This is a genomic window from Paenibacillus sp. Soil766 (assembly GCF_001428105.1).
GTDB lineage: Bacteria > Bacillota > Bacilli > Paenibacillales > NBRC-103111 > Paenibacillus_E.
Genome location: NZ_LMSJ01000011.1, coordinates 130,217 through 153,676, shown reverse-complemented (window position 1 = coordinate 153,676; position 23,460 = coordinate 130,217). Strand labels below are relative to the sequence as shown.

Genomic DNA, 23,460 nt, shown 5'->3' with positions numbered 1-23,460 from the left:
CGACCTCACGGTCGACACCCTTGTCTTGAGCTAATGGTTACTACTGCCTTCACCATTCGGGATTTACACCCTATAGATAGCGCCCATGCTGGGCGCACAATGCAAGAAACCAGCAAACTCAAGGGTTTGCTGGTTCTTCATGAAAATAATATGACAAATAAAATTTTGAAGGCTATCCGCGGGCGGTCCGCATAATAATCCTGTCCTCGATCCAATGATCCCGATACCAGCTGCAGCTTTCGAACGTATCCCCTATTTCGTTCATCTTCTTCTCGAGCATCTTCCTAAAGCCGAGTACGACTGGCTCATAGTCCGATTGCTCCGCCAAATTCGTCATTTGGAACGGATCCGCCGTATTATCGAACAGCAGCTCCTTCCTGTCTGCCCGGTAAATGGCATAAGTAAATCGCTTGCTTCGGAGTGCCCTCCACTCATGTCCGTCCGACCAATCGGCCGTTGCTCCAGTTCCTTGCAGGAAAGCCGCTTCCGGCTCCTCCCCTTTTTCACCGAACGCGAACGGGCTCAAATCCATGCCCTCTACTTCTGCCGGTATCGGCAGCTTCAGCATAGAGAGCAGAGTCGGCATAATGTCACAGGTGTTCAAGCATACATCCGACTCACTGCCCTGCGGAACCCGACCCGGCCAACGGAGCAGGAACGGCACGCGAACGGCTTCCTCGTAAAAGATATTTTTCCCCCGTCTGCCATGGGCTCCGAACAGCTCGCCATGATCGGAGGTAAAGATGAATATCGTGTTGTCCGCCAGGCCAAGCTCGTCGACTGCCTCAATTAATCTGCCCACATTCCAATCCAGATTGGCCGTCATGGCGTAATACACCTTAAGCCAGTCGGTGATTTTCTCTCTCCCCACAGAACGGAACTTGGCCCAATTGTCTGCATACGGATCGTTATGTTCTTGGTAATTCGGCGGAAGCGAAAACTCGACATCTTTGAACTTTTCATAATATTCCGGCGGAACATTGCTGATATCCCAAGGGTCATGCGGTGTGCCGAGCGATAAAAACATAGCGAACGGCTTTTGCCCGGCGGACTTTTCCTTGAGCTGCTCAATGGCCAAGCTAGTTTGCCCGTCCGGCTCGTACCCTTCAATCGGTATCTTCGCCGCCGAGTCAGTGTGGTAGTACATGTTATAGTATTCATGGTGAAAATTGTAGGCTGCCCAGAAGCCGTCAAAGCCAAGCCGGTGCTCCCCAGGAGGCACAAAGGAATTTCGTGGCTCGTAATGATGGCCAAGCTCATTAGCCCACAAATGCCATTTGCCGATGTAGGCAGTATCATAACCCTGTTCATGAAGGACGTGAGCAAAGCTGTGATGGTTCGGATTCATGCGAATTTCATTGATAACCATGCCGGTACTCGTCGTATATTTACCGGTAAATAGCGACGCCCGATACGGAGCGCAAACCGGATGTCCCGAAATCGCGTTCGAAAAGCATCGGCTTTCCGCAGCCAGGCTGTCGATATTTGGCGTTAATGCCTTGCTATCGCCGGCAAAGCCGCAGGAAGACAAGCGCAGTTGATCAGCAAATATATAGACTAAGTTGGGTTTCATATCTATCACTCCTGTCAGTTCACTAATCTTGGATTGCTGCCTTTCGTCTTGTATCCAAAGGAACATCTGGACCGCTGCATCACCACGGAGCGATCTTCTCGGGCAGCGGATCAATTGTTTCAGCCATCCGGTGACATAAGCGCTCCATCATGCACAACTTCAGCGCGCTGTGTTCGGCTGAATGCCACAGATTCACGGATTCGTTCGGATCGTTCACCAAATCGTAGAGCTCGCCTTCATCTCGGGTATTATACATGACGATTTTGTGCGTGCGGTCCCGCACCATCAAGCTGTATCCATTCCCGTACTTGCCCTCTATCGTCTCATAGTTCTCGCAGTACACATCCTCCCGGTGCTCTGCCGTTTCGCCGCTGAGCAGCTTCGTGAGCGATTTCCCCTGCATGCCGTGATAACGTTCAACGCCGGCTGCTTCCAAGAACGTCGGCGCGAGATCTACTAACTCTACGAGGGCGGAACTACGAACGCCCTCTTGATATTTTCCCGGCCAAGAGACAATCAGGGGAACGTGTACGGAAGGTTCATAGAAATGCGATCCCTTCAAATATACCCCGTGTTCGCCCAAGAGCTCGCCGTGATCGGACATGAAGATGACAATCGTATTCTCCAGCTGTCCGGTCCGCTCCAAAGCATCCATCATTACACCGACCTGCTCATCAATCAGATCTACCATGGCCCAATAAGCTGCGGTCAAATAGCGATGGTCCGAATCGTTCATTTGATTGAAGGGATAAAGCTTAGGGTTACCGTAAGCCCCTTTATGATCGTGGCGTTGAAAGCTCGTTTTGGAATCGAGCTCGCCTTCTATGTAATTCGGAAGCGGTATTTGGTCAAGCTTTTCGAGATATCGGTGCAGGTAGCTTTCCGGCGGATCGAACGGGTGATGAGGGGCGTAAATGTTGACCGAAAATAACCAAGGCTGCTCCTTCCCGGTGTGCGCTTCAATGAAATCAATCGCCTTCTCCGCGCACCAGGCAGCCTGATGGTCCTCGGCATCAGGTCCATATGTGACATATTTGCACGCTTCCACCAGTCGCGATTCAAACGTTTTTCCTTTCGCCCTCAGCCACATGCTATATTCGTTGGTAGGCCAATCATCCTTCGGATGGTGCGACCAGTGAAACATATCGTAACCGTCGTCGATCCGGCGCTCTGTGCCGTGGCTCACCTTCGGGTTACAGGCGGTAAGGTGCAGCTTACCGGACAAACCACACGTATAGCCGGCGTCATGCAGCAATTTGGTCACCAGCACCTCGCTGTCCGGAATGTCCTGGCCGTTCTTGCGAAGGCGTACGGTTCTCGGGTAGCGCCCAGTCAAAAAGCTCCCCCTGCTCGGTGCGCAAATCGTTGATTGACAATATGCATTTTCAAAAAGAACGCCACGATTGGCCAATCTGTCAATATTCGGTGTGTTGACAAAAGGATTTCCATAACATCCCAAAGTGTCAAAACGCTGCTGATCCGTACAAATCCATAATATATTCGGCTGTTTGACCATAGTAATTCCTCCAGTCGCAGACGTCTGCTTGTCGATTAGTGCATATTGTAAATACGATACAGAAATACAGCGGCTTCCACTCTATTTGCGTTGACGAGCGGATTCAACTTGCTTTCGGAACCCGTTATCAGATCAGCGTCAACCAGCGAAGAGAGTTCGGTTTTCGCGTAATCCGCGATTTCATGATGATCGTTGAATCGATCCAGGTTGCTGACGGATTTCGTAGCACTTAACCAATTGTACTTCTGTAAGACACGCGCGGTTAGCACCATCATATCTTGTCTGGAAATATAAGCTTTCGGCTGGAATGTGTTGTCTCCCACTCCAGAAGCGATGCCGAGCGCTTTGGCGATTCCGACTGCTTCATAATAGTAATCTTCCTTGTTGATGTCTTCGAAGTTGGAAGTCACTTTCGCCTTCAGATCGAGTGTCCGAACAAGCATCAGAAGGAAATCCGATCTTGTGATTTCGCGATCCGGTGCGAACGCATCCTCCGATATCCCGGAGATCATGCCCTTGGATGCCAACACTTCCACTTGTTTACGAGCCCACGAATGGCGGTCCAGATCGCTAAACGTCTTCTTCACGTAGGCAACCGCATATGAACTGAAGTGGCTTGTACGGAATGTCACTTTGCCCGTTTCCCAGTTGTATTTGCCATTCGGCACGGACTGGATATGGCCTTGATTATCTATATACCACACGACAATATGCTCCGGATCAAGAAGCTCCTCGGATGTCGGTGTATAATCGAGCGATACGGTAACGATGGTATCGGGATTGCTCCAAGCCAGTGGTTTGTTGTCTGCATGGAGTTGAAGTTCCACGACCGGTCGATCACCGATCTTCGTGCGCAGTTCCTCCTCGAATCCAGAGATGTCAGCTTTGCCTATTGTCATCTGAATCGTCGGAAAACCTTCCGCCTCGCCTTGCTTAAACATGTTCTCCGGAAGCGTGACCGTTCCGAAAGGCATTTGCAATTCGATGGTTCTGGTCAACTTCCCCTCCGAGATTGCAGAAGTCGGCAATTCAATCCTGAAGGAGCCTGCATTCGCGATTTCAGGAAGCCCCAAGGTGATCTTTCTGATCCCGTTTGCGTCGCTTTGGGCCAGTGCAAATGCTTGCTCCAAATCGATGGCGCTTGCCTCGACTTGTGCCACATTTCCCCCACTTAGTTTAGCCGTCAATTTGACAATGACGCTGCCGTCTTCCCGAACTTGCGCATTAGCCGGATTCGGTTGGGTTGACGGATTCTGTGTCGGTGTCGGTTCAGACGAATCAGTCGGATCGGTCGGAACTGTCGAGTCGTCTGACTCCATTACCGTAACGACAATTCGGACCTGCACGTTATTCTTATTGTTGATGCCATCCGTCTGCAGCAATGTGCCATTTAACTTATAAGAACCGGAAGACGAACCGTTATAATCGCCTGCCGACCAGCTTACACCAATCGTAGAACTGGTTCCGTCATCCAAAGTGACTTCCACTTCGCTTGGCAGATCCAGTTGATCATAAGGCGTACCATAAGAAACTTCCAATTCGGGCAAAGCCGATGCACTGATTATCGTTCTTTCGATGATCAAGTTCTCGTAGCTCTCTTTGCTGTTCTTGTATAATTCACTGATGTCTTGATCGAACAGCGGAAGCGTGTAGATTTCAACTTGCCCGATCGCTCCCTTGAAATAAGTTGTGCTCGAAACGGTTCCGAATACATCATTTGCCGAGCCTGTTCCGATCATCGCCAATGAAGACGTTTTCTCGATATCGTACAGTTCGGGGTTTCTTGATTTCGGGTCTTCTCCGTTCGGATTCAAGCTGGATTGCTTCGGCTGGAAACCGGTATCCAATCGTCCTTTTTCAACCCCGTCCACGTACAGCTTCAGAATTCCTTCTTCGTAGACTACGGTTACTAGATGCCATTCCGAATCCGCATAGTCGGTGTTTACCGTCTTCAAAACGCCAGCTTTGGAAACACCGGCAACCAACTCATTCCCCTCGAGCTTCAGGGCGAGTCCGCCGTCGCTGTTCCCTTCGTGATACAGCATTTGCGAACGATCCGTCTCATCCGCTTTGACCCATAGGGAGACCGTCCGAATATAGAACGGTTGGTTGTCTTGCGTAAGCTTGACAGCATCTCCGTCACCATTTAGCACAACATAACCCGCGCCTCTTTCCGGTGAAGCGAATGTTGGATTGCCAATAGCCTCCCCGTCAAACTGATGACCGGAGCGATCTTGTGCGTTGCCGACGAACGAATAGAACGCCTCAAGAGAGTAATGCTGAATCAAGTTCCACAGTTCTGTATTGTTGATTAACGACATTCCCGAATGTCTGGCCCTGTACGGGATTCTAAGGTCTAAGTTTTCTTCCGACCATTTCAGTGGATCGGTAATATCGGACGTTGTTTTCAGTCCAAATTTGCCTGCCCACCAATAGTCATAAACCATATGCCACTTGTCCCCCACCTTGAATATCGAAGAGCCTTCCGTTTTCAATGGAGTTACATAATCGCTTATGTGCACCGGATCCTGGTAGGACGAGGTGCCAGTAATGCCATCGTCGGACCATGTTTGCCTGTTCCGCATTCCTCCTGCATTCTCAGGCGTTTCATCCTTAAAGAACATATACCAAACGTTATTGCCCGGAATCTCTTTGTCCTCCGGAATTCCGAGTTTATCCCTGACTCGTTGTCCGGCAATCTCTTCATCCGCAGAGATCGGATACAGCGTCGCATCGATCGTTTTCTTCCCGGGATCGAAGAACAACTTGGCGTCGCTGAAGGTTAACCAGTCCTTTGTCGTAAAATAATAATGCTTGTTGTTTCCTGAGGAGAAATCGCCAACGGTGGAGGACCAATAAATCACATATTCCTCATTTACGGGATCATAGGACCATTCAGGAGCCCATGAATTGAATACGACTTCGCCTCGATCCTTATAAGCCTTCATGACGTCCAGCATCTTGAAGTTGGTCCAATTAATCAGATCTTGAGATTCCGCATAGCCGAGCATACTGATTACACCTTTGCTTGTCGCAGTATTTCCGGTTGAGGCCGTAAACATCAATCGCCATATGCCATCCTCGCCTTGTGCGAGAAACGGATCTCTCAACGCTCTTTTGAAATCGACAACCGGCAGATTGTTGTTTAATTCGTACCATTTTAGGCCGTCTCTACTATAGGAAAAATGCAAATATTCATCCTTTTGACCCGTTTGCGAAATATCGGAGCGGAAATACGACATCAAATAGACGGGAGGGATTTCCTTTTCCTCCTCGACGATAATAACAGACGTCCCGCCGATGCCTCCTACACCCGTCTCCAGCTGAATAATAGCACGGCCTGGTGCATGGGTAGTGACCTTGCCATTTTCGTCAACCGAAGCAACCGCCGTATTGTCGGAGGACCACTTCAGATTGTGAAGCTCCACATTCGACGGCTCATACAACGGCGACATCACATAATCGACTCCAACAGGTAACGTGATGCGAATCGGATTCAGTTTGACGCTTTGCAGTTCCGGAGCGATTACGGTAACAGGAACGGATGCACGGTAGCTCCCATCGTAGGTTGCTACGCTTACTGTTGCCGTCCCGGTCGAATTCGCCACCAGATTTGCTTTAGACAACTCCGTGGCATCGATACGAACAACGGAAGGATCGCTGGATTGCCATACAAGAGCCGGATTTGTCGTATTGATCGGAAGCAACGATGCGAACAACGGATACGTCTGGCCTAGATTCAATGTTAATTCGGTCTCATTGAATTGGATGCTTTCGGCAGAAACGACACCGATCGTCGGCACAACGACGGTATTGTAGAGACGTACATCATCAATAAGTCCTTCGAAATTAGCCCCAGAAGCAGGTCCTCCAAACGCATCCACTTCTTGTCTCCAGCCAATGCCGCCTCCGTTTAACGCTGCAGCGACAAGCGGTATGCCCGTATCCTTCTGCGCCACGAGAACGCCATCCAGATAGAGCTTGAAATCCCCTTTGTCAAATGTAACAAGCACATGATGCCACGATGTCTTGTCGGTAAAATCCACAGAGAGAACATGCTGATTGGTCCCAGAAGCCACAGCTGCTTCCAGCTTGTTGCTATTAAGCTGAACAGCCAGGCCGGCTGCATTGCCTCCCCGCTCGTACAGCACCTGCTTGGCTACCATCTTATTGGCTTTGAACCACAACGAGGCTGAGTGTTGGTCAAATTCGTTTCTCAAGAATGTACCGGATGGCCCATTTATGACAAGTCTGTCCATTGTCCCGTTTAATGAAAGGGCGCCGCCGTTTACCCCTCCTTCAGGAAGCCAGGTACCATATGTAAGATACGAGTGATTATTGTAGTCCGAGGAGTCCATAGCAAAGAAACTGAGTGGAGCCTCGTCCAATTTATACCAGGCCTCTAATCCGGTATTGGGCAGGCTAATAACCTTCGGTTCCACCGGTTCCTCCGGCTCTTCCGGTTCTTCTGGTTCCTCCTCATCCGCCGGGTCAATACTCTTGATGCCGAAATAGTCAACCCTCACATTGATCGGATAAGTCGGCGTAACATTGTTGTTTCCATAAAAACCGACTTGAATATTTTGCAAATTCAGATTGACCGGTTCAGCCGCTAGCACCCAGCTTCCGTTTGACCAATAATAGCTCGTGTATTGATTTCCGACCTTCTTGATTTTAAGCTTGACTTGCAAACCGCCCGGATGATCAGTCATGCCATTTCTGGTGTACACGGCTGCCGTCTCAGAACCTGTCTCGATGAATTTAGCCGTATTATTCCATACCTGATTCACTCTGTAGAAGTTGTCGGCATCCTGCATCACAATCAAGCCTGCCTGTTGATGGTTCCGTAGTATCGGAGCGTGCAGACTGGTTACGATTTCAAAGTTCTCTGGAGCATCACGCAAAAATACATTGTTCAAAGTATTATTCGCCTGATAGAGATCGGTGGCTGTTGTCTGAATGGTCAAATAACCCGGATTTTGGGTAAGACTCCATTTGCCCGCATCCTCTTGATAAACTGACCATTCTACTCCATGGGAAGAAGAATCAAAATGATCGACGGTAAAGGAAGACAGATCCGGCTCTTGCGTTGCGATGCGATCGCTTGACAAAGACTGGATTCTTATGTTATCAAAAGCTACATTCCCAGTTGGGTTCGAAGCCAAAGCTGAGCTCCAGGCTCTTATTCCGAAAGTCCCAATGGTATGATCCTTATCGGTGAATTTAAAGTGAAACTTCCCATTCAAATAAACATAATAAGTAGTGCCTAGTCCGACCACCTTTAACCGATTCTTGGCGTTGGGCGTAACCGGAACCTTGCTCGTGCCATTCGTCCCATCCAATCGCATAATTTGGGTGAATTTGCCCGTAGACCCGTCACGTGTCATTTTAGTAGCCGCTAACACACCGCTTGCGGCAAAACCGACAAAGTAACCATTCATCGTGTCTGCGCCGGCGCCAGGCTCCGTCACTCGAAAGACAAATCCTGAATTCAACGTGCTGCTGTAAGGATTAATGTCAGCTTCCATGACAAAATTCTGCGGAGAAGCGTTGGCCAATGCCGCGATCATTGCCTTGTTGGCATCCGTCTTGTTCGCCACATACTGTCCATCGGAATTTGACCATGTGCCGTTAGTCGGTTGAGTATTACCTGCGTACAACTGCCAATCCGACGGGTTGAACTGGCTGAAATCATGGCTCCATTCCGATTCGATATTAGCGATGACATAAAGTGCTTCAACTTTCGCGGAGGCCGTTCCGCCTGGCATTTCGGCATAGGCCCGGATTTGCGTAACGGAATCGACAGGGATCGGCTCCGTATACACCTGAGAGCTTGATGTCGGTTCGCTTCCATCCAACGTGTAACGAATGACTGCACCCTGGGAATACGTGCTTAATGTAACCGTTTGCGGTTCAGAGTAAATGCCCGCCGGTATATTGAAATTCGGTGCTTCCGCCTCTTCCACCGCTGCCGAAGCAACCGGCACAAGAGTCGCTGGCGGGATCATGCCAAGCAGCATAAGTGTGAATACGAGGACCGCGAGCGTTTTTTGCCATGTTGTTTTTGTCATAGGCATCGATTTGTCCAAATCATTCCCTCCGATTGTATCCAATTCGATAATTCAATTTATTTAAGAAGGACCCGGCGGCCGCCGGGTCTTCTCTTGTGCTATTACTTACCTATAAAACCCAGATTGATCTCCCTAATCTTGTCGATCGGCACTTTAGGCTTACGATCCTCGGTCAGAAGTCCGTTAATCTCTTGCTGGACATCGGTGATTTGTGTATAGCAGTATCCGACGATGTAGTCCGTCTGTTTGATCGCTTCATGAATACCGCAGAAACGATTCATGAACGCCTCTTCGGTGGCCTCCTGATTGCCGTAGCCCCAGCCCTTGTCAGACTGGAAGGCGATGCCGCCGAATTCGCTGATGATAATCGGCTGCCCCTTGTAGCTGTAGCCGTCGGCGAGAGCATACTTGAATTGATTGCATGTCCTCTCGTTGCCCACGATATCGTCCTTGCTGGCGTAGCGCTCCAGGAATTTCTCCTTCGTTTCCACATAATCATGGAGAGTCAATATATCGGACACCGTATGCTCCCAACCGTCGTTGGTCACGACGGGGCGATTCGGGTCGAACACTTTGGTCAGATGATAGATCGATTCGGTGAATTGCTGCTGCTTGCGATCCTTGAAGATGTTTGCAATCCCCCACGATTCGTTGAACGGAACCCAGGTGATGATAGAAGGATGGTTGTATTGCTGGCGCACGATCTCCATCCATTCCGACGTGAAGTTCTGGACTGCGTTGTCATTAAATTCGAAGGTTGCAGCCATCTCAGACCAAACCAATACGCCTTTCACATCACACCAATACAGGAATCGGGCATCCTCGATCTTCATATGCTTACGGACACCGTTATACCCCATCTGCAGCAGCAGATCGATATCCTCGATCAGCGCTTCCTCGGAAGGGGGAGTCAGGTGGCTGTCCGGCCAATATCCCTGATCTAGGATTAGCCGCTGATAGATCGGCACATTGTTCAGCAGCACCTTGCCCTTCTCAATAGATACCTTCCGCATGCCGAAATAGGTATAAACATGGTCGATCTCGACGTCATCCCGATATAAAATTAACTCTACATCATACAGATTCGGATGGGCGGGAGACCAGTATCGGCGCTTCCACGGTCCGTTCATCTCGTGAACGAGATCAACCTCGAGCGAAAGCCAAGGACGGTCGATGGTCAGGCTGGTCTGTTTGACCTGGCGGTCCTTCATGGTGATGATCGTCTCCAGCCGAAGTCCACTTTGGGTGTATACATCACCCTTCACCTGATACTCGAAACGAACGGTTGAACGGTCGAGGTCTGGCGTTATTTTAACTGAATCGATGTGTAACCCGTCTACGTATTCGAGCCAGACGGATTGCCAGATGCCTGTCGTCTGCACATAGAAGCACTCGAAGTTTTCGTCCACCCATCGTTGTTTTCCACGCGGTTGAGTCGCATCCTTGCTGTCCTCCACCTTCACGGTGAGCTCATTCGGAGCTCCGAATGTCACATAGGGCGTGATATCGAACGAGAAAGCCGCATAGCCGCCCTGATGCCTTCCGACGCATTCACCGTTTACCCATACCTTCGCAATATAGTCCACCGCTTGAAAATGCAAGACGATTCGCTTGTCGTCCGCTTCCGATGGAATGTCTAGCTTTCGGTTATACCAGACGAAGGAATGGTGAGCTTCCTCTCCAATCCCGCTAGCTTTCGTCTCATAGGTGAAAGGAACGATAATCTTACGGTCTCCGCCAAAGCTACGTGGCCACCTATTGGCTTCACCTGCGTTGGCATCATCGAAACCGAAGTTCCATTCTCCGTTCAGATCGACCCAGTTATCCCTTAAGAACTGAGGTCTCGGATAATTTTTTACATATTTCTTGGTTGTCATTTGGTTTCTCCGCTCCTCTGTTTAAAACAATTCATTTTATGGAATTTTATCTTGTAATTTCCAGTATATAGACAGAAGATGCCCTCAGTTGACAGGAAACTACACCATGAATGAATGACAAATGATGTGCCTGGGGGATTACGTCATTCGGATGATTAACATCATTTATCGTCTCATAATCGTCTGCAGTCAATTCCGACAGACAGGCTGTGCCCGACTCGGCAAATCCGCCCAGTTGCACTTCCGTTAACGTATCTTCGAGGCTGCGATTCACCATAAAGACCGTAAGCCTATCTCCTTGTACGTTCGTACAAGCCACGACGTCCAGATCCGGCAAGCGATCAAGCTGAGGCGCTTCAGACAGTGGGCTGTTCACCTGAAAGCTGCCGCATTCGGTATGAGTTTGTACCAGGTAGCCTAGGTCCCGGTTCGCGTACATGTTCATAACATAATAGGTCGGTGTGCCGTAAACGGTTAACGATTTGCCGCTCCAACCCGAGGATTTGCCGCGAAATTGATCCGCATAATAATCCCCAACCCGGATACATCCGCCAAGCCAGCCGTTAACAAGGTCGGAGAAGCTGCCTATCTCTACCAGGTCGCATTGCCGGATAAATTCGTTCAAATTTGCTGCATTCGCTACCGCAGCTTCAAGGGTATGCTCATTGGGTAGATCCTTACGGATGGTATTGGGATAGTACATCGTATTGTATTCCGTAATTGCCAGTTTCAGGTGGGAATAGCGATCGGATGATCCGAACTTCTCCCTCAATTGACGTATAGATTCCCTTGTCCATTCGGGATAAGAGACGATCGCCTTATACCGCTCTTCCCTCGGTGTACGATGATTCATTCCAAATCGAGAATAACCGTGATATAAGTGCAAGGTCAAGTAATCCATGAACTCAGCCGCTTTTTCCAGAAGAGGCTCGTTCCACTCCATCTTCGTATCCCCGCAGGCGAGCAGCTTGATTTCGGGATCGATAGCCTTCATGGCCTTGGCAAACAGTACATATCGATCAGCGAATTGCTCAGCGTTGCAATGTCCGACCTGCCATGGTCCCCAAACCTCGTTCCCGATCTCCCAATACTTCACTCCAAAAGGCTCGACGTGCCCATGAGCGGCCCTCAACCGTCCCATCGGGGTATCCGTACCGCCATTGCAATATTCAACCCATTCGGCCGCTTCTTCCGGCGTTCCCGAACCGTCATTCACACAAATAAGAGGCTCGACGTTCAGATCACGGCAAAACCCAATAAACTCATCCGTACCAAAATACTTGCTCGTCCATCCTCCCCATGCTTCATTGATTACACAGGGCCGCTCATAAACAGGCCCGACAGCCTGCTGCCAGTGGTACGCGCTAATGTAATTCCCTGCGAGCCGCATCATGCCGGCGTTCAAGTCTTTGGTCATATCCATGACTTCCTTGCGGACATTGCCTCTACTGTCAGAAGGAAGGAGCGAAATGTGATCCAGCCAGAGCATCCCCGTAGATACATGATCAAGCCAACGCTCGTGATCCGAGGGTACGTATAATCTGAACTCCGCATGCTCACAATCACATATTACCGTGAGTCGTGATTCATAATGCATCCAGTTATGGCTCATCAGATCAATTCGCGCCGAACCGAGTATGTCTCCGCTCATCCGATCTACAATTTCTGCAACGACGAACTTGATTTCGACAGAAGCTCTTGCATAGAGGGCCAGTCGATATCCTTCTAGGTCTTTCTTTACTGAAATGGACTGGCTTACACCCGCGTAAGCTTCGTCATCGCTATAAATTCGAATCATTTGACTATGGCCGGAATGCAACGTTGCGGCAGGTTCAAGCGCATAGACAGTGCTTTTCCCGTTCGTATAAGGACGCCAGCTTCCAGAAAGCCTTTTAGACGTCACATCCATGCTTTCAAAATCCATATCTTTAAGAGGATAGGCCAACATCGCATCCATGTGATCACGGATATCCTCCACAAAATGTCCGAACAAATAAGGATGAATTGGGTCTTTGCCGACCTGCTTCATATCCACCTGTATCTTAGCTCTTGATTGCATCATGAACTTCCATCTTCCTTCCATCCGTTATGCGCTTCACCGCATTTTTTTAACTTCCTCTTTGTAAAGATAGGCCACATCCGCGTCCTGCAGAGGAGTGTTATATATGGCAGCCTCGCTCAGCACACCGCGGAAATCCGCTCCTTCGCCCGAGCCACCGAAAGCGTCCTTGTCGAATCGGCGGCCGAATCCGCCTTCACCCAGGTGCGCATCTACTTTCTGAAAACCAGTTTTAACCGTGTCATTCAATTTGCCATCCACGTACAGCTTTAAACTTCCCTCACTGAAAACCGCAGCTACGTGATGCCATATGCCCGGATCCTTTATCTTTGCGGAGACGACGGCATTTTTCCCTCCATCCGCCGTTGCAGCTTGCAGGCGTCCTTTCGCAAACTGGATAGCAAGCCCTGTGGTGTCACTTCCCTCGTCGTACAACACTTGCGTTCCATCTGTCTGTTCCGCCTTCATCCAGAAGGATACCGTTCGAAGTGAATACGATTCTTGAAGGAAATCTTCATTCGCCGCCCCTTCTTTTAACAGTTTTCCACAGCTATCGTCCATCCTGTAACGGGCCAGCAAGGAAAAATGGTTGATCAGCTTGAAGAGCTCTTCCTCCGAAACCGGGAAGAAAGACGCATGTCTGCGTTGGTACGGAAACCGAATATCGTCTTGCTTCAGCTCCTTGGACCAGTTGACCATATCGGTCGATTCCATCACGGCGTATTTTCCTTCTGCCCAGTAGTCATAATACAGATACCATTTTTGCTGCCCGGTTAATTGGAGCACTTGCGCCGCTTCGGTCGTATTCGGTGTGATCAGCTCGCTTATGCTGCCGTAGCCTCCGTCCATCCTGTCGGAAACGGCCACCCTGTTGCGCATGGGACGAGTGAGCTCATCCTTGAAAAATAAATAATTTTTTCCATTATGCTGAGTTACGTTAGAATCGATGATCGAGTACCGGGGGTTCAGCAGGAGTAAATGTTTTCCAATCCTTTGTATAGCTCTTGAAAATTCGGTTGTCGTTGGCCTTGTCTGAATTCAGCGTGGATGACCAATGGACCATGTACCGACCGCTCGCTTCATCCCAGTTCCACTCGGGCGCCCACGAATTTCCTACCTGACTGTAATTCTCCATCACGGTAAGAGGCCTAGCATCGGTAAATGTGATCAAATCGCTTGTTTGGGCAAACCCGATCTGCCTTCTGGCATAAGGGGAGAATGGTTCCGAATGCATGGTGTGAACCAGATAATAGTTCCCATCGGGGCCTTTGTTCATAAACGGATCCCGGATGATCTCTCCACCGACCGGTGTCGCCCAAACCGCCTTGTTATTGTTCAGCTCATACCAATGAAGCCCGTCTCGGCTAAACGCGTAATGCAGCTTTCGCGTCATGTCCGTTTGATTTGGGCCGGAGCGAAAGTAAGTCATCAAATAAGCCGGCTTCACTTCTGCCGAGCCTCCTTTTAATTCCCCTGTCCCAACCGAATCGCTCTGGCAGCCGGCAACCGACAGCATGAGAGTTAGGGCCGTCGACAGAAGAATCATATTATTTGCAAAACAGGGGACTATTTTTTTCATGTTACGCAACTCCAGTTCTAATCGATGTGTCCCTTTTCCAGACTTATCCTTTCAAAGAACCGATCATAACGCCCTTTACAAAATGCTTTTGCACGAAAGGATACATCACCAGTACCGGCAAGCTGGATATAATGATGACCACATATTTCATGCTCTCGGCCAGCAGCACCTTAGACTCCAACCCTACATTGCTGTCGAATGAATCCGCCTGACTGACCATAAGAACTTCACGCAGCACGAGCTGTAACGGGTACATATCCTTGCTGCGAATATAGATCAAGGCATTGAAGTATGAATTCCAGTGACCGACAGCGTAAAACAGGACCATGACTGCCAAGATCGGCTTGGAAAGCGGCAATATCACATGTGTCAACAGCTTCCAGTTCGAACATCCGTCGATATGTGCCGCTTCTTGGATTTCCCAAGGGATGTTCGATTGAAAATACGTTCTCATGACAATCAAATTATAGGTGGCAATTGCGCCAGGGATCACTAGCGCCCACATCGTATCCACCATACCTAAATTTTTAACGAGGAGATAAGACGGAATGAGCCCCCCGCTGAAAAACATCGTAAGCGTTACAAAAAACATGATGACTCCCCGCCCAGGCATGTCTGGTCTTGAAAGCGGATAAGCCGCTAATGTTGTCATGATCAGATTGATCGCCGTACCAACAAGCGTATATACAATGGTATTTCCATATCCATTCCATATTTGAGCGTTTTGAAATACATTCTTGTATGCTTCAAAAGTAATCTGTTTAGGCAGCAAAAGCACTTCGCCATTCAGCACCAAAGCTGGGTCACTGAAGGATGCACTAACGATATATAGTAACGGGTACAGCACCACTACCAAAATAATGGCAGCCAATGAGTTGACGACGGCATCGAATATTTTTTCATCCGATTTTCTTTTCTTGGGCGTTAGTTCCTTCATCACATAGCCCCTCCTTACCATAAGCTTGTCTCTGCCTTCTTACGGGCAAAGCGATTTACGAGTATTAACAGCACAAGGTTAACAAAGGAGTTAAACAAGCCAATTGCAGCTGTATAGCTGTATTCTCCTTTAAGAATACCTGCCGAGTAGACGAAGGTAGATATGACATCACTAGATTCCAAATTCAAATTATTTTGCATTAACAAAATTTTCTCAAAACCGACACTCATGAAATGTCCTACATCGAGAATGAGTAAGATAACGATGACAGGAAGAATGCCTGGAATGGATACGTGCCAAATGCGCCGTAATCGACTTGCTCCATCCATTTTGGCCGCTTCATACAGCTGCGGGTTGACGCCGCTAAGAGCTGCAATATAGATAATCGATTGCCATCCCATATTTTGCCATATGTTAGAACCGATGAAGATGGACTTAAACCAGCCCGCTGAATCCAAGAATCGAACCGGCTCTCCGCCAAATGCTTCAATGATCGTATTCACAGGACCTCCTCGCGGAGATAAAAACACCATCAGCATGCCTACCATGACGACGATAGAAATAAAATGAGGGATATACGTAATGTTTTGCACAATCTTGCTGTATGCTTTATTTCGGATTTCAGTAACAATTAAAGCCAGAAGTACTGGAATAGGAAAAGCAAACAATAAGGAGAACAAGTTAATCGAAATGGTGTTCCACAGCAGTCTCCAGAAATAGTAAGATTCAACAAAGCGTTGAAAATGATCTAAGCCTACCCATGCGCTGGCACCGATCCCCTTGGCTGGGCTGAAGTTTTTAAACGCAATTTGCAAGCCATATAAGGGACCATAATGGAACACCAGATACCATGCCATAGGAATCAGTAGCATCAGGTAGAGATCGTATCGACTACCCATTGATTTTAAGAGGCTGGAGCGCCTCGATTTGGATCGAGACGCAACGCCCACAGTATTTGCCGTACTTTTCATCTGTAGCCCTCCAGCCGTCATGCGGTTCTTATTTTTGCTTTTTGAGGTTATCATAAGCGTCTTGATACAGCTGTTGCAGCTCGTCTACTTTCATTTTCTTCAAAGTGGCCTGAAACTCTCCCCACTTATCGAAGCTGATGGCGCCTGCAATGAACTTAGTGCTTTGCTCATCGTAATATTTGTCAATATCATTGCGCAGCACGTTGATTTTTTGCGCGGTTGGTTCGTCGAACATGGGTGCTGCATAACGAATTTTTGGCATGTACGGATCCAACTTCTTTTGAGCTTCCTGAACCTGCGGTGGATTAATGAAAGACGCTACCTTTTCACTAATCAAGTGAGGGGCTCCTCCGCCGGCATATGGCGTGATTTTGGACTGATTGCCCGACTTCAGGAATTCTTCCTTATAGTACGGGATTCCGTTCTTCATATCGAAATGCTCACCTTCTCTGCCGAATCTAAGCAAGGTAGAGCCTTCATCACTGTAGAAATAGTCAATCCAGCGCATGGTTGCTTCCGGCTGCTTGTTGACCGGGGTAATGGCAAAGGCTCCGAAATCCCGCGGTACCGGTGCAGTTTGACTTTGCATCTGGTCTCCGAACGGACCTTTGGGAGGGGCAATCCCTGTATACTGATCCGTTAAGGTCATGAAGTTATTGTTGGTCTGATCGAAAAAGAATCCCGTATTGCCTGATCCTTGCTTGGCCAGATATTGTCCTTCTTTATGTGAGAATACTTCGGAATCTAGGAGTTTCTCCTTATAGAGCTTGTTCAAATACATCAGCATCTCTTTATTTCGGTCGCTTCCCATCCATATCTGTACTTTGTCTTTATCCAGATTGATAGCATAGCCAAACTGTTGATCCAAACCAAACGATCCCGACATCATGTTAATGAGAGGCAACCCTAGGCCCGCACCTGCGCTTGCTCGTGCGGTCATGGGAATCTCATCCGCTTTACCGTTGCCGTTCGGATCTTTGTCCCGGAATGCTTTCAGCACCTCGTACAGTTCGTCCGTTGTCTCAGGTATTTGCAGGTTCAGCTTCTTCAGCCATGCCTGGTTGATCCATTTTTTATCCGTGCGTGCCGCCGCCAATGTAACAATTCCTGGTATAGCGTAAATGTGGCCTTCCGGAGTTGTTATGGCTGAGCGGATCTCAGGATATTGTGCCATCAGCTTTTTGATATTAGGCGCATACTTGTCAATCAGATCTTCTAGCGGGATCAACTGGCCTCCCGTTCCATAGCGGATCGCTTCCAATGGTCCAATGCCTGAGCGATATAATGCATCGGGTAGCTCATTGGACGCGAACAGCAGATTCTTCTTCTCTTGGAAACCGTCTGTCGGCGCTTCGATAAATTCAACCTTGATATTGCTCTTTTTCTCAAAATCCTGGAATACCGGCATATCTTTGAACGGGCCGTTGACAGGCGCGATTCGGGTAAACATCTTCAGCTTAATCGGTTCCTTGACGATCGGAAATCCGTCCGCCGACACGGAATTACCATCTTTCGCTTTAGGCGTGCTCGCGTCTTGCCCAGCGCCTGGTTTGTCCGCATTGCATGCTGAGAGCAGCATGCCGGATACGACCAAGGTAGAAACCAGTGAAGTCCCCCATTTTCTTTGCATCTTTATGTTCCTCCTCATATTTGGGTATCATCTCAAGAAAAGAAAACGCTTTCTACGAGACGCTTTTCATCTATAATAATCCCTTCGGCATTCGAAGTTAATGCCTAAATTGGAATAGTTGGTGTGCAATAGGGACATTAGAATCGATACAATTCTGGCAATATGTTATAGTACTATTAAAGACCTTTATAAAGAAGGTGAGCTTATGAAGCATGGAGAGCTTTATTTCAATCCAACCGATCTTAGGGTGCCGATTCACATCCCGATGTTCGGCATAAATTACTGCCACTCCGATTACCGAAACGTTCGTCAAGGGTCGGAAATTACCGTACTCTGCTTTGTTCTGGAGGGACAAGGCATAATCCAAGTGAATTCGCTTACATTTCATCCGAAGAAGGGGGACGTATTTATACTCCCCAAAGGCAATAATCATGAGGTTAAAGCGGATCCGAAGCAGCAAGAGTACTGGACTTATTTGTGGTACAACTTGCGCGGCAACAGCCTACGTTTTCTGAAAGCGTTTGAGTTGCAGTCGACGATTCTGGTCCCTGACATCCCGCACCTGGAACCACTGTTTCGCAAAAGCTTTGAATTGATGCAGGGAGAACTGCCGGATAATGAACTGCTGCATCTCATGCTGCTAATGAATTGCTCGGAGATCTTAGCCAACTTAGCTAATGTTTTAGCAAAAAGAAAGTCGATTTTACCCGTTCAAATTCAGCAAATGAAGCAGTATTTGGAAAATCAGAGCTTGGATTCGTTCCATTCTAGCCAGATGAGCCAGCATTTCGCCATGTCGTTCAAGCAAATTAACCGTTTGTTTAAAAAAGAAATCGGTACAACTGTCTATGATTATCTAATGATTAAAAAAATAAACTTGGCCAAAATGCTACTTGAGGAAACTGATCTGTCGATTCATGAAATTGCTTACCGGATTGGATATGCAGAACCCCATTATTTCTCCAACGTGTTTAGGAAAAAAACGGGCTTCACTCCGACCGAATACCGGAAAAAAAGGCCGTTGATTTACGAATCCCCGTTACAATAGAAGGACCGTCCGGATGTATCACAATGCTCGCAGTAACGTTCGCCTTTAGAGTCTTATGTCTTGATTGTAAAAGAACAACAAACCGGCACCCCATCGGGGGTCCCGGTTATTACCCAACCTATCCATTCATACTCAACTTCGCTATTATTTCCAGTCTATACCTTCCTGTCGAAGTATTTCTTTAATGGCTCCGGAAGCCACCTTAAACAAATCCCCTCCGGAATATCCTTCAAATTTCCCAGCTGCTGAGAGATGAGGCTCCAGTGAAAGGAAACCTTCATACTTCCGCTCTTTCAAGACAGAGAGCAGTTCTGCAAGTTGACCATCCCCTTCCCCAGCCGGGACAACCTTTCCTGTTTCCAAAAGCGCATCCTTGATATGAATATAAGAGATATAAGATTCTACCAACGGGTATGCTTCTGTCATAGGCCGTACTTGACATTGAATATAATTTGCGGGGTCAAATGCACAGCGGAAATGAGAAGATCCGCAAGCTTCTAATAAGACTTGGCAGCGTTCCGCCGTATCTCCGTAGATATGCTTTTCATTTTCATGCAGCAGAATGACCTGCTCCTGCTCTGCAATCCGGACAAGCTCCTTCATTCTAAGGAGTACTTCCTCTTTGTAGCGATCAGGACCTTCTCCTTCGGGTATGAGAAAGGAAAAAATGCGGATATACGGCGTTTCGAAAAATTTCGCCAAAGAGATGGCTCGCTGAAAATCAAGCAAGTGAGATTCAAAATCATCTATGATTTTTATTTTCCCAATTGGCGAGCCGATAGACGAAACTTTAATGCCCCTGCTATCCAATCTCATCTTCACATCTTTCACCTGATCGTCCGATAATTTCAGCACATTTGTTTTCCACACGCTGCGCAGCTCTAGATAAGAGATGCCTTCCTGTGCCAGGATATCTAACTGCGTATCCAAATCAGGTGAGATTTCGTCCGCAAATCCAGTTAACATAATCATTGCAATTCACTCCCATTATACAAAGTTTTTAGCTAAGACCCATTCTTATATATTGGCTGTCAGGTGCTTCATATCGCACCAGAAGCTCCTTCATCTTGCTTTCCATATTTCCCTCGAGCTCTCGGTTACGGATCGGAGTCTGCTGCTCGGGATCGGTGAGCAAATCATAGAGAAGCGGCAAGCCGGAGGCATTGTGATGTCTGCGCGATTTCACCGGAACTCGGTAAACCGGCATCTGCGTTCGCTTGAGGAAACGCCCCATTTCTGCATTCGCATAGCTTTCCGGGTCAGCCATAGCTCCGACTGGAATAGCCGTATGGTGGTGAACGATACTGCCTTCGATTGGTTGACGGCAATACGTATACCTACCGTCCGTAAGGTTTATATCCTTGCCAAAATAGCCATAAAGCACAGCGTCATGATGGAATTGATCATCATGCAATAAATGAACAAGTGATTTGCCTTGCACATTATGGGAGGGGATGGCCCCATGCAGCTCCATAAACGTAGGCATCAAGTCAATGGTTGTCGTAAGCGCATTAACTCTCTGACCATTGTTCGCCGCCCGCGGTGAATACACAATAAGCGGGATGTGCGCTAATTTGGCGTAGTCAAACATATAGTTTTTGGCCCAATAGCCGTTGTCGCCTAATAAATGCCCATGATCTGTTGTCAGAATAACAGTGGTATCTTTCCATAGATCAAGCTCATTCATGGTATCCATAAATTTGCCAAGCCAAGCGTCTGCCATCGTCAGGGTGCCTGCATAACAATTGCGGATATGTGCTATGGCCTCTTCCCCTTCATGCTCAGGATCCACCGGTCCATAACTCGGCCAATCGAAATGATACTTATTGTTCCAAGTATCCTTATACATATCTACATATTTTTGCGGACATACAAAAGGTTCGTGGGGATCAAACACTTCCAAGTGCAAATGCCAGTTATCCTGCGCATAATTGTGTTTGAGAAAGTCAATCCCTCTCATAAACGATTGCGGAGTTGGGTAATCCTCATCTCGTTCCAAATTCATTGCCGCGCGGTTAACCCAATCCTGCCTTCTATTCTTACCTCGGTACACCGGAACAACCGGATCCTTGACCCGAGGATGCCAATGATCGCCTTCTTGCCCCCTTAGAAATTCCCAAGTGTTGAAGCCCGTGTGATAACCCATTCCATTCCATTCAAAATAATGAAAGTGGTCGGTAATCATGTGACTGTACGTTTCACGTTGTTTCCTCAGTTCACGGACTAAGCATTCATCGAAGGGCTGAAGTGGACTCCATGGCGTTTCGAGGAAGTTAAGTCTGCCGGTTATGATGTCGCGGCGGGCGGGCATGCAGGGCAGTGAACCGGCAAAATGATTGTCAAAAACGATCCCCCGTTCAGCCAAACGGTCGATATTTGGTGTCTGAACCCAAGAGTCACCGTAGCAGTTTAAATAATGCCTGTTTAAAGAATCCATTAGAATCATTATCGTCTTCAAAACAATACCTCCTAATGAAAAAGGGCTCGAGGATATCCTCTGCCCTATTCCCTTTATTTGAGATCTTGCATAATTTTTTTATACTGCTCATTTTGTTTTTTAGCAATGTCGAAAATGTCGGAAGACAAGATCGAGTTTTTGCTTTCTGTTTCGTACCACTGCTTGTACCAATCCTCCACTTGCTTGCCTCCTGAATTGTTCCAAGCAGCTTGCGCATCTTTAAGCGCCTGATCAATGGAGTACTTTGGCCCACTGACTATAGCTTTCAACCAAATATCACCAATCGCTTTATCCAAATTAGATTCCACACTAAAAACGTCTTTTGGCGGTGTCGGCATGTGTTCGGAATGCGTCAGCTCTGGATAGCTGCGGTCGAACGTCATGTAAGTCTCGCGGAACGAATCGTACGTTTTTTGATATTCGTCTTTTTTGGGATCACTCTTGAATGCGACAAGAGGCACATCGCACTTGTTAAATGAGTTACCACTGTTTTCCAACATTCTCATATCAAGCGTAAGGTCTGATACTTCCTTCTTAAATTTGTTGGCATCATTAATTTCTGCACACCCATCTGTTACCTTATAGTGCGTCCCCTCTTGGCCATAATCAAGCGCCTTCGTTGTTGTATCCTTGAGTAGGAAATCAACGTACTTGATGACGGCATCCGGATTTTTCGTAGTCGCGCTAATGGCAGCAGTCATTTGAACGGGATTTTTAAACGTTGGCACGAAGGAACCGAACGGACTCTTTGGATACGGCATGAACGCAACATCAGCTCCGGGTACGTTCTTCTTCAGAGGGTTAATCGTTCCTAGAAGCGTATCCTTCACAACATCCGAAGTGAGGAATCCGTAAATACCAACCTTACCAGTAAGAAAATCCTGCTTCGCTTTGGCGCCATTTGTATCTGTGGTAAAATCCTTATCAATCAAACCCTCATCATACAAACGCTTTGCAAACGTGAAATACTCTTTCTGACGGTCCCAATCTAGCTTCAACTGGTTGTCTGTTACCACCCACTTGGACATCGCCCCGAATATTTGCTTGAGGCTGAAGCTGGAATTGCTGCTTAACGAGATGCCGTACGTATTTCGCTTGCCGTCTCCGTCTGGGTCTTGTTCCGCGAACGCTTTCAATACCTTGTACAAATCTTCCGTTGTTTGCGGTACGGAAAGCCCCAACTTCTGCAACCAATCCGTCCGGATCAGTAACCCACGGTTCGGTTCAACCCAATTCACTTTTCCAAAATAGTATAGCTTTCCGTCGCTTTTCGTACCCGCCTTCTTCAAAGAAGGATTATCCTGCAATACTTTTTTATATTCGGTACTGTATTTCTCGATCAATTGGTCAAGCGGCATGAACTGCTTCTGCTGCTGAAGCGGATCCTTCGTTTTTGGCGCATACTCGAACAGCAGGTCTGGCGCACTTCCAGAAGCGTACAGTACGTTAATCTTTTCTTCCGGCTGAGCTCTTGGAATCGCTACGAACTTTACGTTTGCTGGGCCATTCTCGTTGATCCACTTCGTCCAACGATTCGCCTCAATCGTCCCCTCGTCTGGCGACACATTCCCCCTGTCGTAGATAGACACGGTAATGTTCTTTTTCGCCTCGCCTTCGCCATCTTTCCCAGATTTTCCTGAATCGCCTTTATTCGTAGACGAGCAGCCAGCAAGCAATGTCCCTCCCGCTAAAGTGAACACCAGCATGCCTGTAACCCATTGATGCTTTTTCATACGATAAC

At 47.9% G+C, this 23,460-nt stretch carries 15 protein-coding genes; 2 read left to right on the top strand and 13 right to left on the bottom strand.

What is annotated here, in order from left to right; all coding sequences use genetic code 11:
* Nucleotides 1–195 (top strand): hypothetical protein (locus ASG89_RS37550; protein ID WP_235549679.1); only part of this gene is annotated, 195 nt, incomplete at its 5' end.
* Here the strand turns inward: ASG89_RS37550 and ASG89_RS09470 are convergent.
* From ASG89_RS09470 to ASG89_RS09425, 10 genes are all read right to left on the bottom strand, one after another.
* A complete protein-coding gene (locus ASG89_RS09470) occupies nt 173–1,573 on the bottom strand; it encodes a sulfatase (protein WP_057310333.1) in 1,401 nt (466 codons plus the stop codon). The genes ASG89_RS37550 and ASG89_RS09470 overlap by 23 nt on opposite strands.
* Before the next feature lie 79 nt (nt 1,574–1,652).
* A complete protein-coding gene (locus ASG89_RS09465; RefSeq protein WP_057310332.1) occupies nt 1,653–3,089 on the bottom strand; it encodes a sulfatase in 1,437 nt (478 codons plus the stop codon).
* A gap of 35 nt (nt 3,090–3,124) precedes the next feature.
* Nucleotides 3,125–9,160, bottom strand: coding sequence for a LamG-like jellyroll fold domain-containing protein (locus ASG89_RS09460; RefSeq protein WP_235549678.1), 6,036 nt, complete (start codon nt 9,158–9,160; stop codon nt 3,125–3,127).
* A 101-nt stretch (nt 9,161–9,261) separates the two neighbouring features.
* Entirely contained in the window at nt 9,262–11,037 is a 1,776-nt protein-coding gene (locus ASG89_RS09455; RefSeq protein ID WP_057310330.1) for a glycoside hydrolase family 2 protein, read from the bottom strand.
* Nucleotides 11,038–11,083: 46 nt separating this feature from the next.
* Entirely contained in the window at nt 11,084–13,099 is a 2,016-nt protein-coding gene (locus tag ASG89_RS09450; RefSeq protein WP_235549677.1) for an alpha-L-arabinofuranosidase C-terminal domain-containing protein, read from the bottom strand.
* Between the two features lie 33 nt (nt 13,100–13,132).
* A complete protein-coding gene (locus ASG89_RS09445; RefSeq protein ID WP_082592941.1) occupies nt 13,133–13,975 on the bottom strand; it encodes a LamG-like jellyroll fold domain-containing protein in 843 nt (280 codons plus the stop codon).
* A gap of 58 nt (nt 13,976–14,033) precedes the next feature.
* The gene (locus tag ASG89_RS09440) at nt 14,034–14,675 is read right to left on the bottom strand and encodes a hypothetical protein (RefSeq protein WP_057310328.1); all 642 of its coding nucleotides are present in this window, start codon (nt 14,673–14,675) and stop codon (nt 14,034–14,036) included.
* Nucleotides 14,676–14,718: 43 nt separating this feature from the next.
* A complete protein-coding gene (locus ASG89_RS09435) occupies nt 14,719–15,612 on the bottom strand; it encodes a carbohydrate ABC transporter permease (RefSeq protein WP_057310327.1) in 894 nt (297 codons plus the stop codon).
* Nucleotides 15,613–15,626: 14 nt separating this feature from the next.
* The gene (locus ASG89_RS09430) at nt 15,627–16,583 is read right to left on the bottom strand and encodes an ABC transporter permease (protein ID WP_057310326.1); all 957 of its coding nucleotides are present in this window, start codon (nt 16,581–16,583) and stop codon (nt 15,627–15,629) included.
* Nucleotides 16,584–16,611: 28 nt separating this feature from the next.
* Nucleotides 16,612–18,213: an extracellular solute-binding protein gene (locus tag ASG89_RS09425; protein WP_057310325.1), complete on the bottom strand. Its 1,602-nt coding sequence runs from the start codon at nt 18,211–18,213 to the stop codon at nt 16,612–16,614.
* A 205-nt stretch (nt 18,214–18,418) separates the two neighbouring features.
* Between ASG89_RS09425 and ASG89_RS09420 the strand changes: the two genes are divergently transcribed.
* Nucleotides 18,419–19,261 carry an AraC family transcriptional regulator gene (locus ASG89_RS09420; protein WP_057310324.1) on the top strand — a complete coding sequence of 281 codons (843 nt, stop codon included), beginning with the start codon at nt 18,419–18,421 and terminating at the stop codon, nt 19,259–19,261.
* Between the two features lie 144 nt (nt 19,262–19,405).
* Here the strand turns inward: ASG89_RS09420 and ASG89_RS09415 are convergent, their stop codons facing one another.
* From ASG89_RS09415 to ASG89_RS09405, 3 genes are read right to left on the bottom strand one after another with little or no spacing between them, the layout of a single operon-like run.
* The gene (locus ASG89_RS09415) at nt 19,406–20,233 is read right to left on the bottom strand and encodes a sugar phosphate isomerase/epimerase family protein (protein WP_057310323.1); all 828 of its coding nucleotides are present in this window, start codon (nt 20,231–20,233) and stop codon (nt 19,406–19,408) included.
* 28 nt (nt 20,234–20,261) lie between these two features.
* Nucleotides 20,262–21,719, bottom strand: coding sequence for a sulfatase-like hydrolase/transferase (locus ASG89_RS09410; RefSeq protein ID WP_057310322.1), 1,458 nt, complete (start codon nt 21,717–21,719; stop codon nt 20,262–20,264).
* Nucleotides 21,720–21,772: 53 nt separating this feature from the next.
* The gene (locus tag ASG89_RS09405) at nt 21,773–23,452 is read right to left on the bottom strand and encodes an extracellular solute-binding protein (protein WP_063867801.1); all 1,680 of its coding nucleotides are present in this window, start codon (nt 23,450–23,452) and stop codon (nt 21,773–21,775) included.
* Nucleotides 23,453–23,460: the final 8 nt, after the last annotated feature.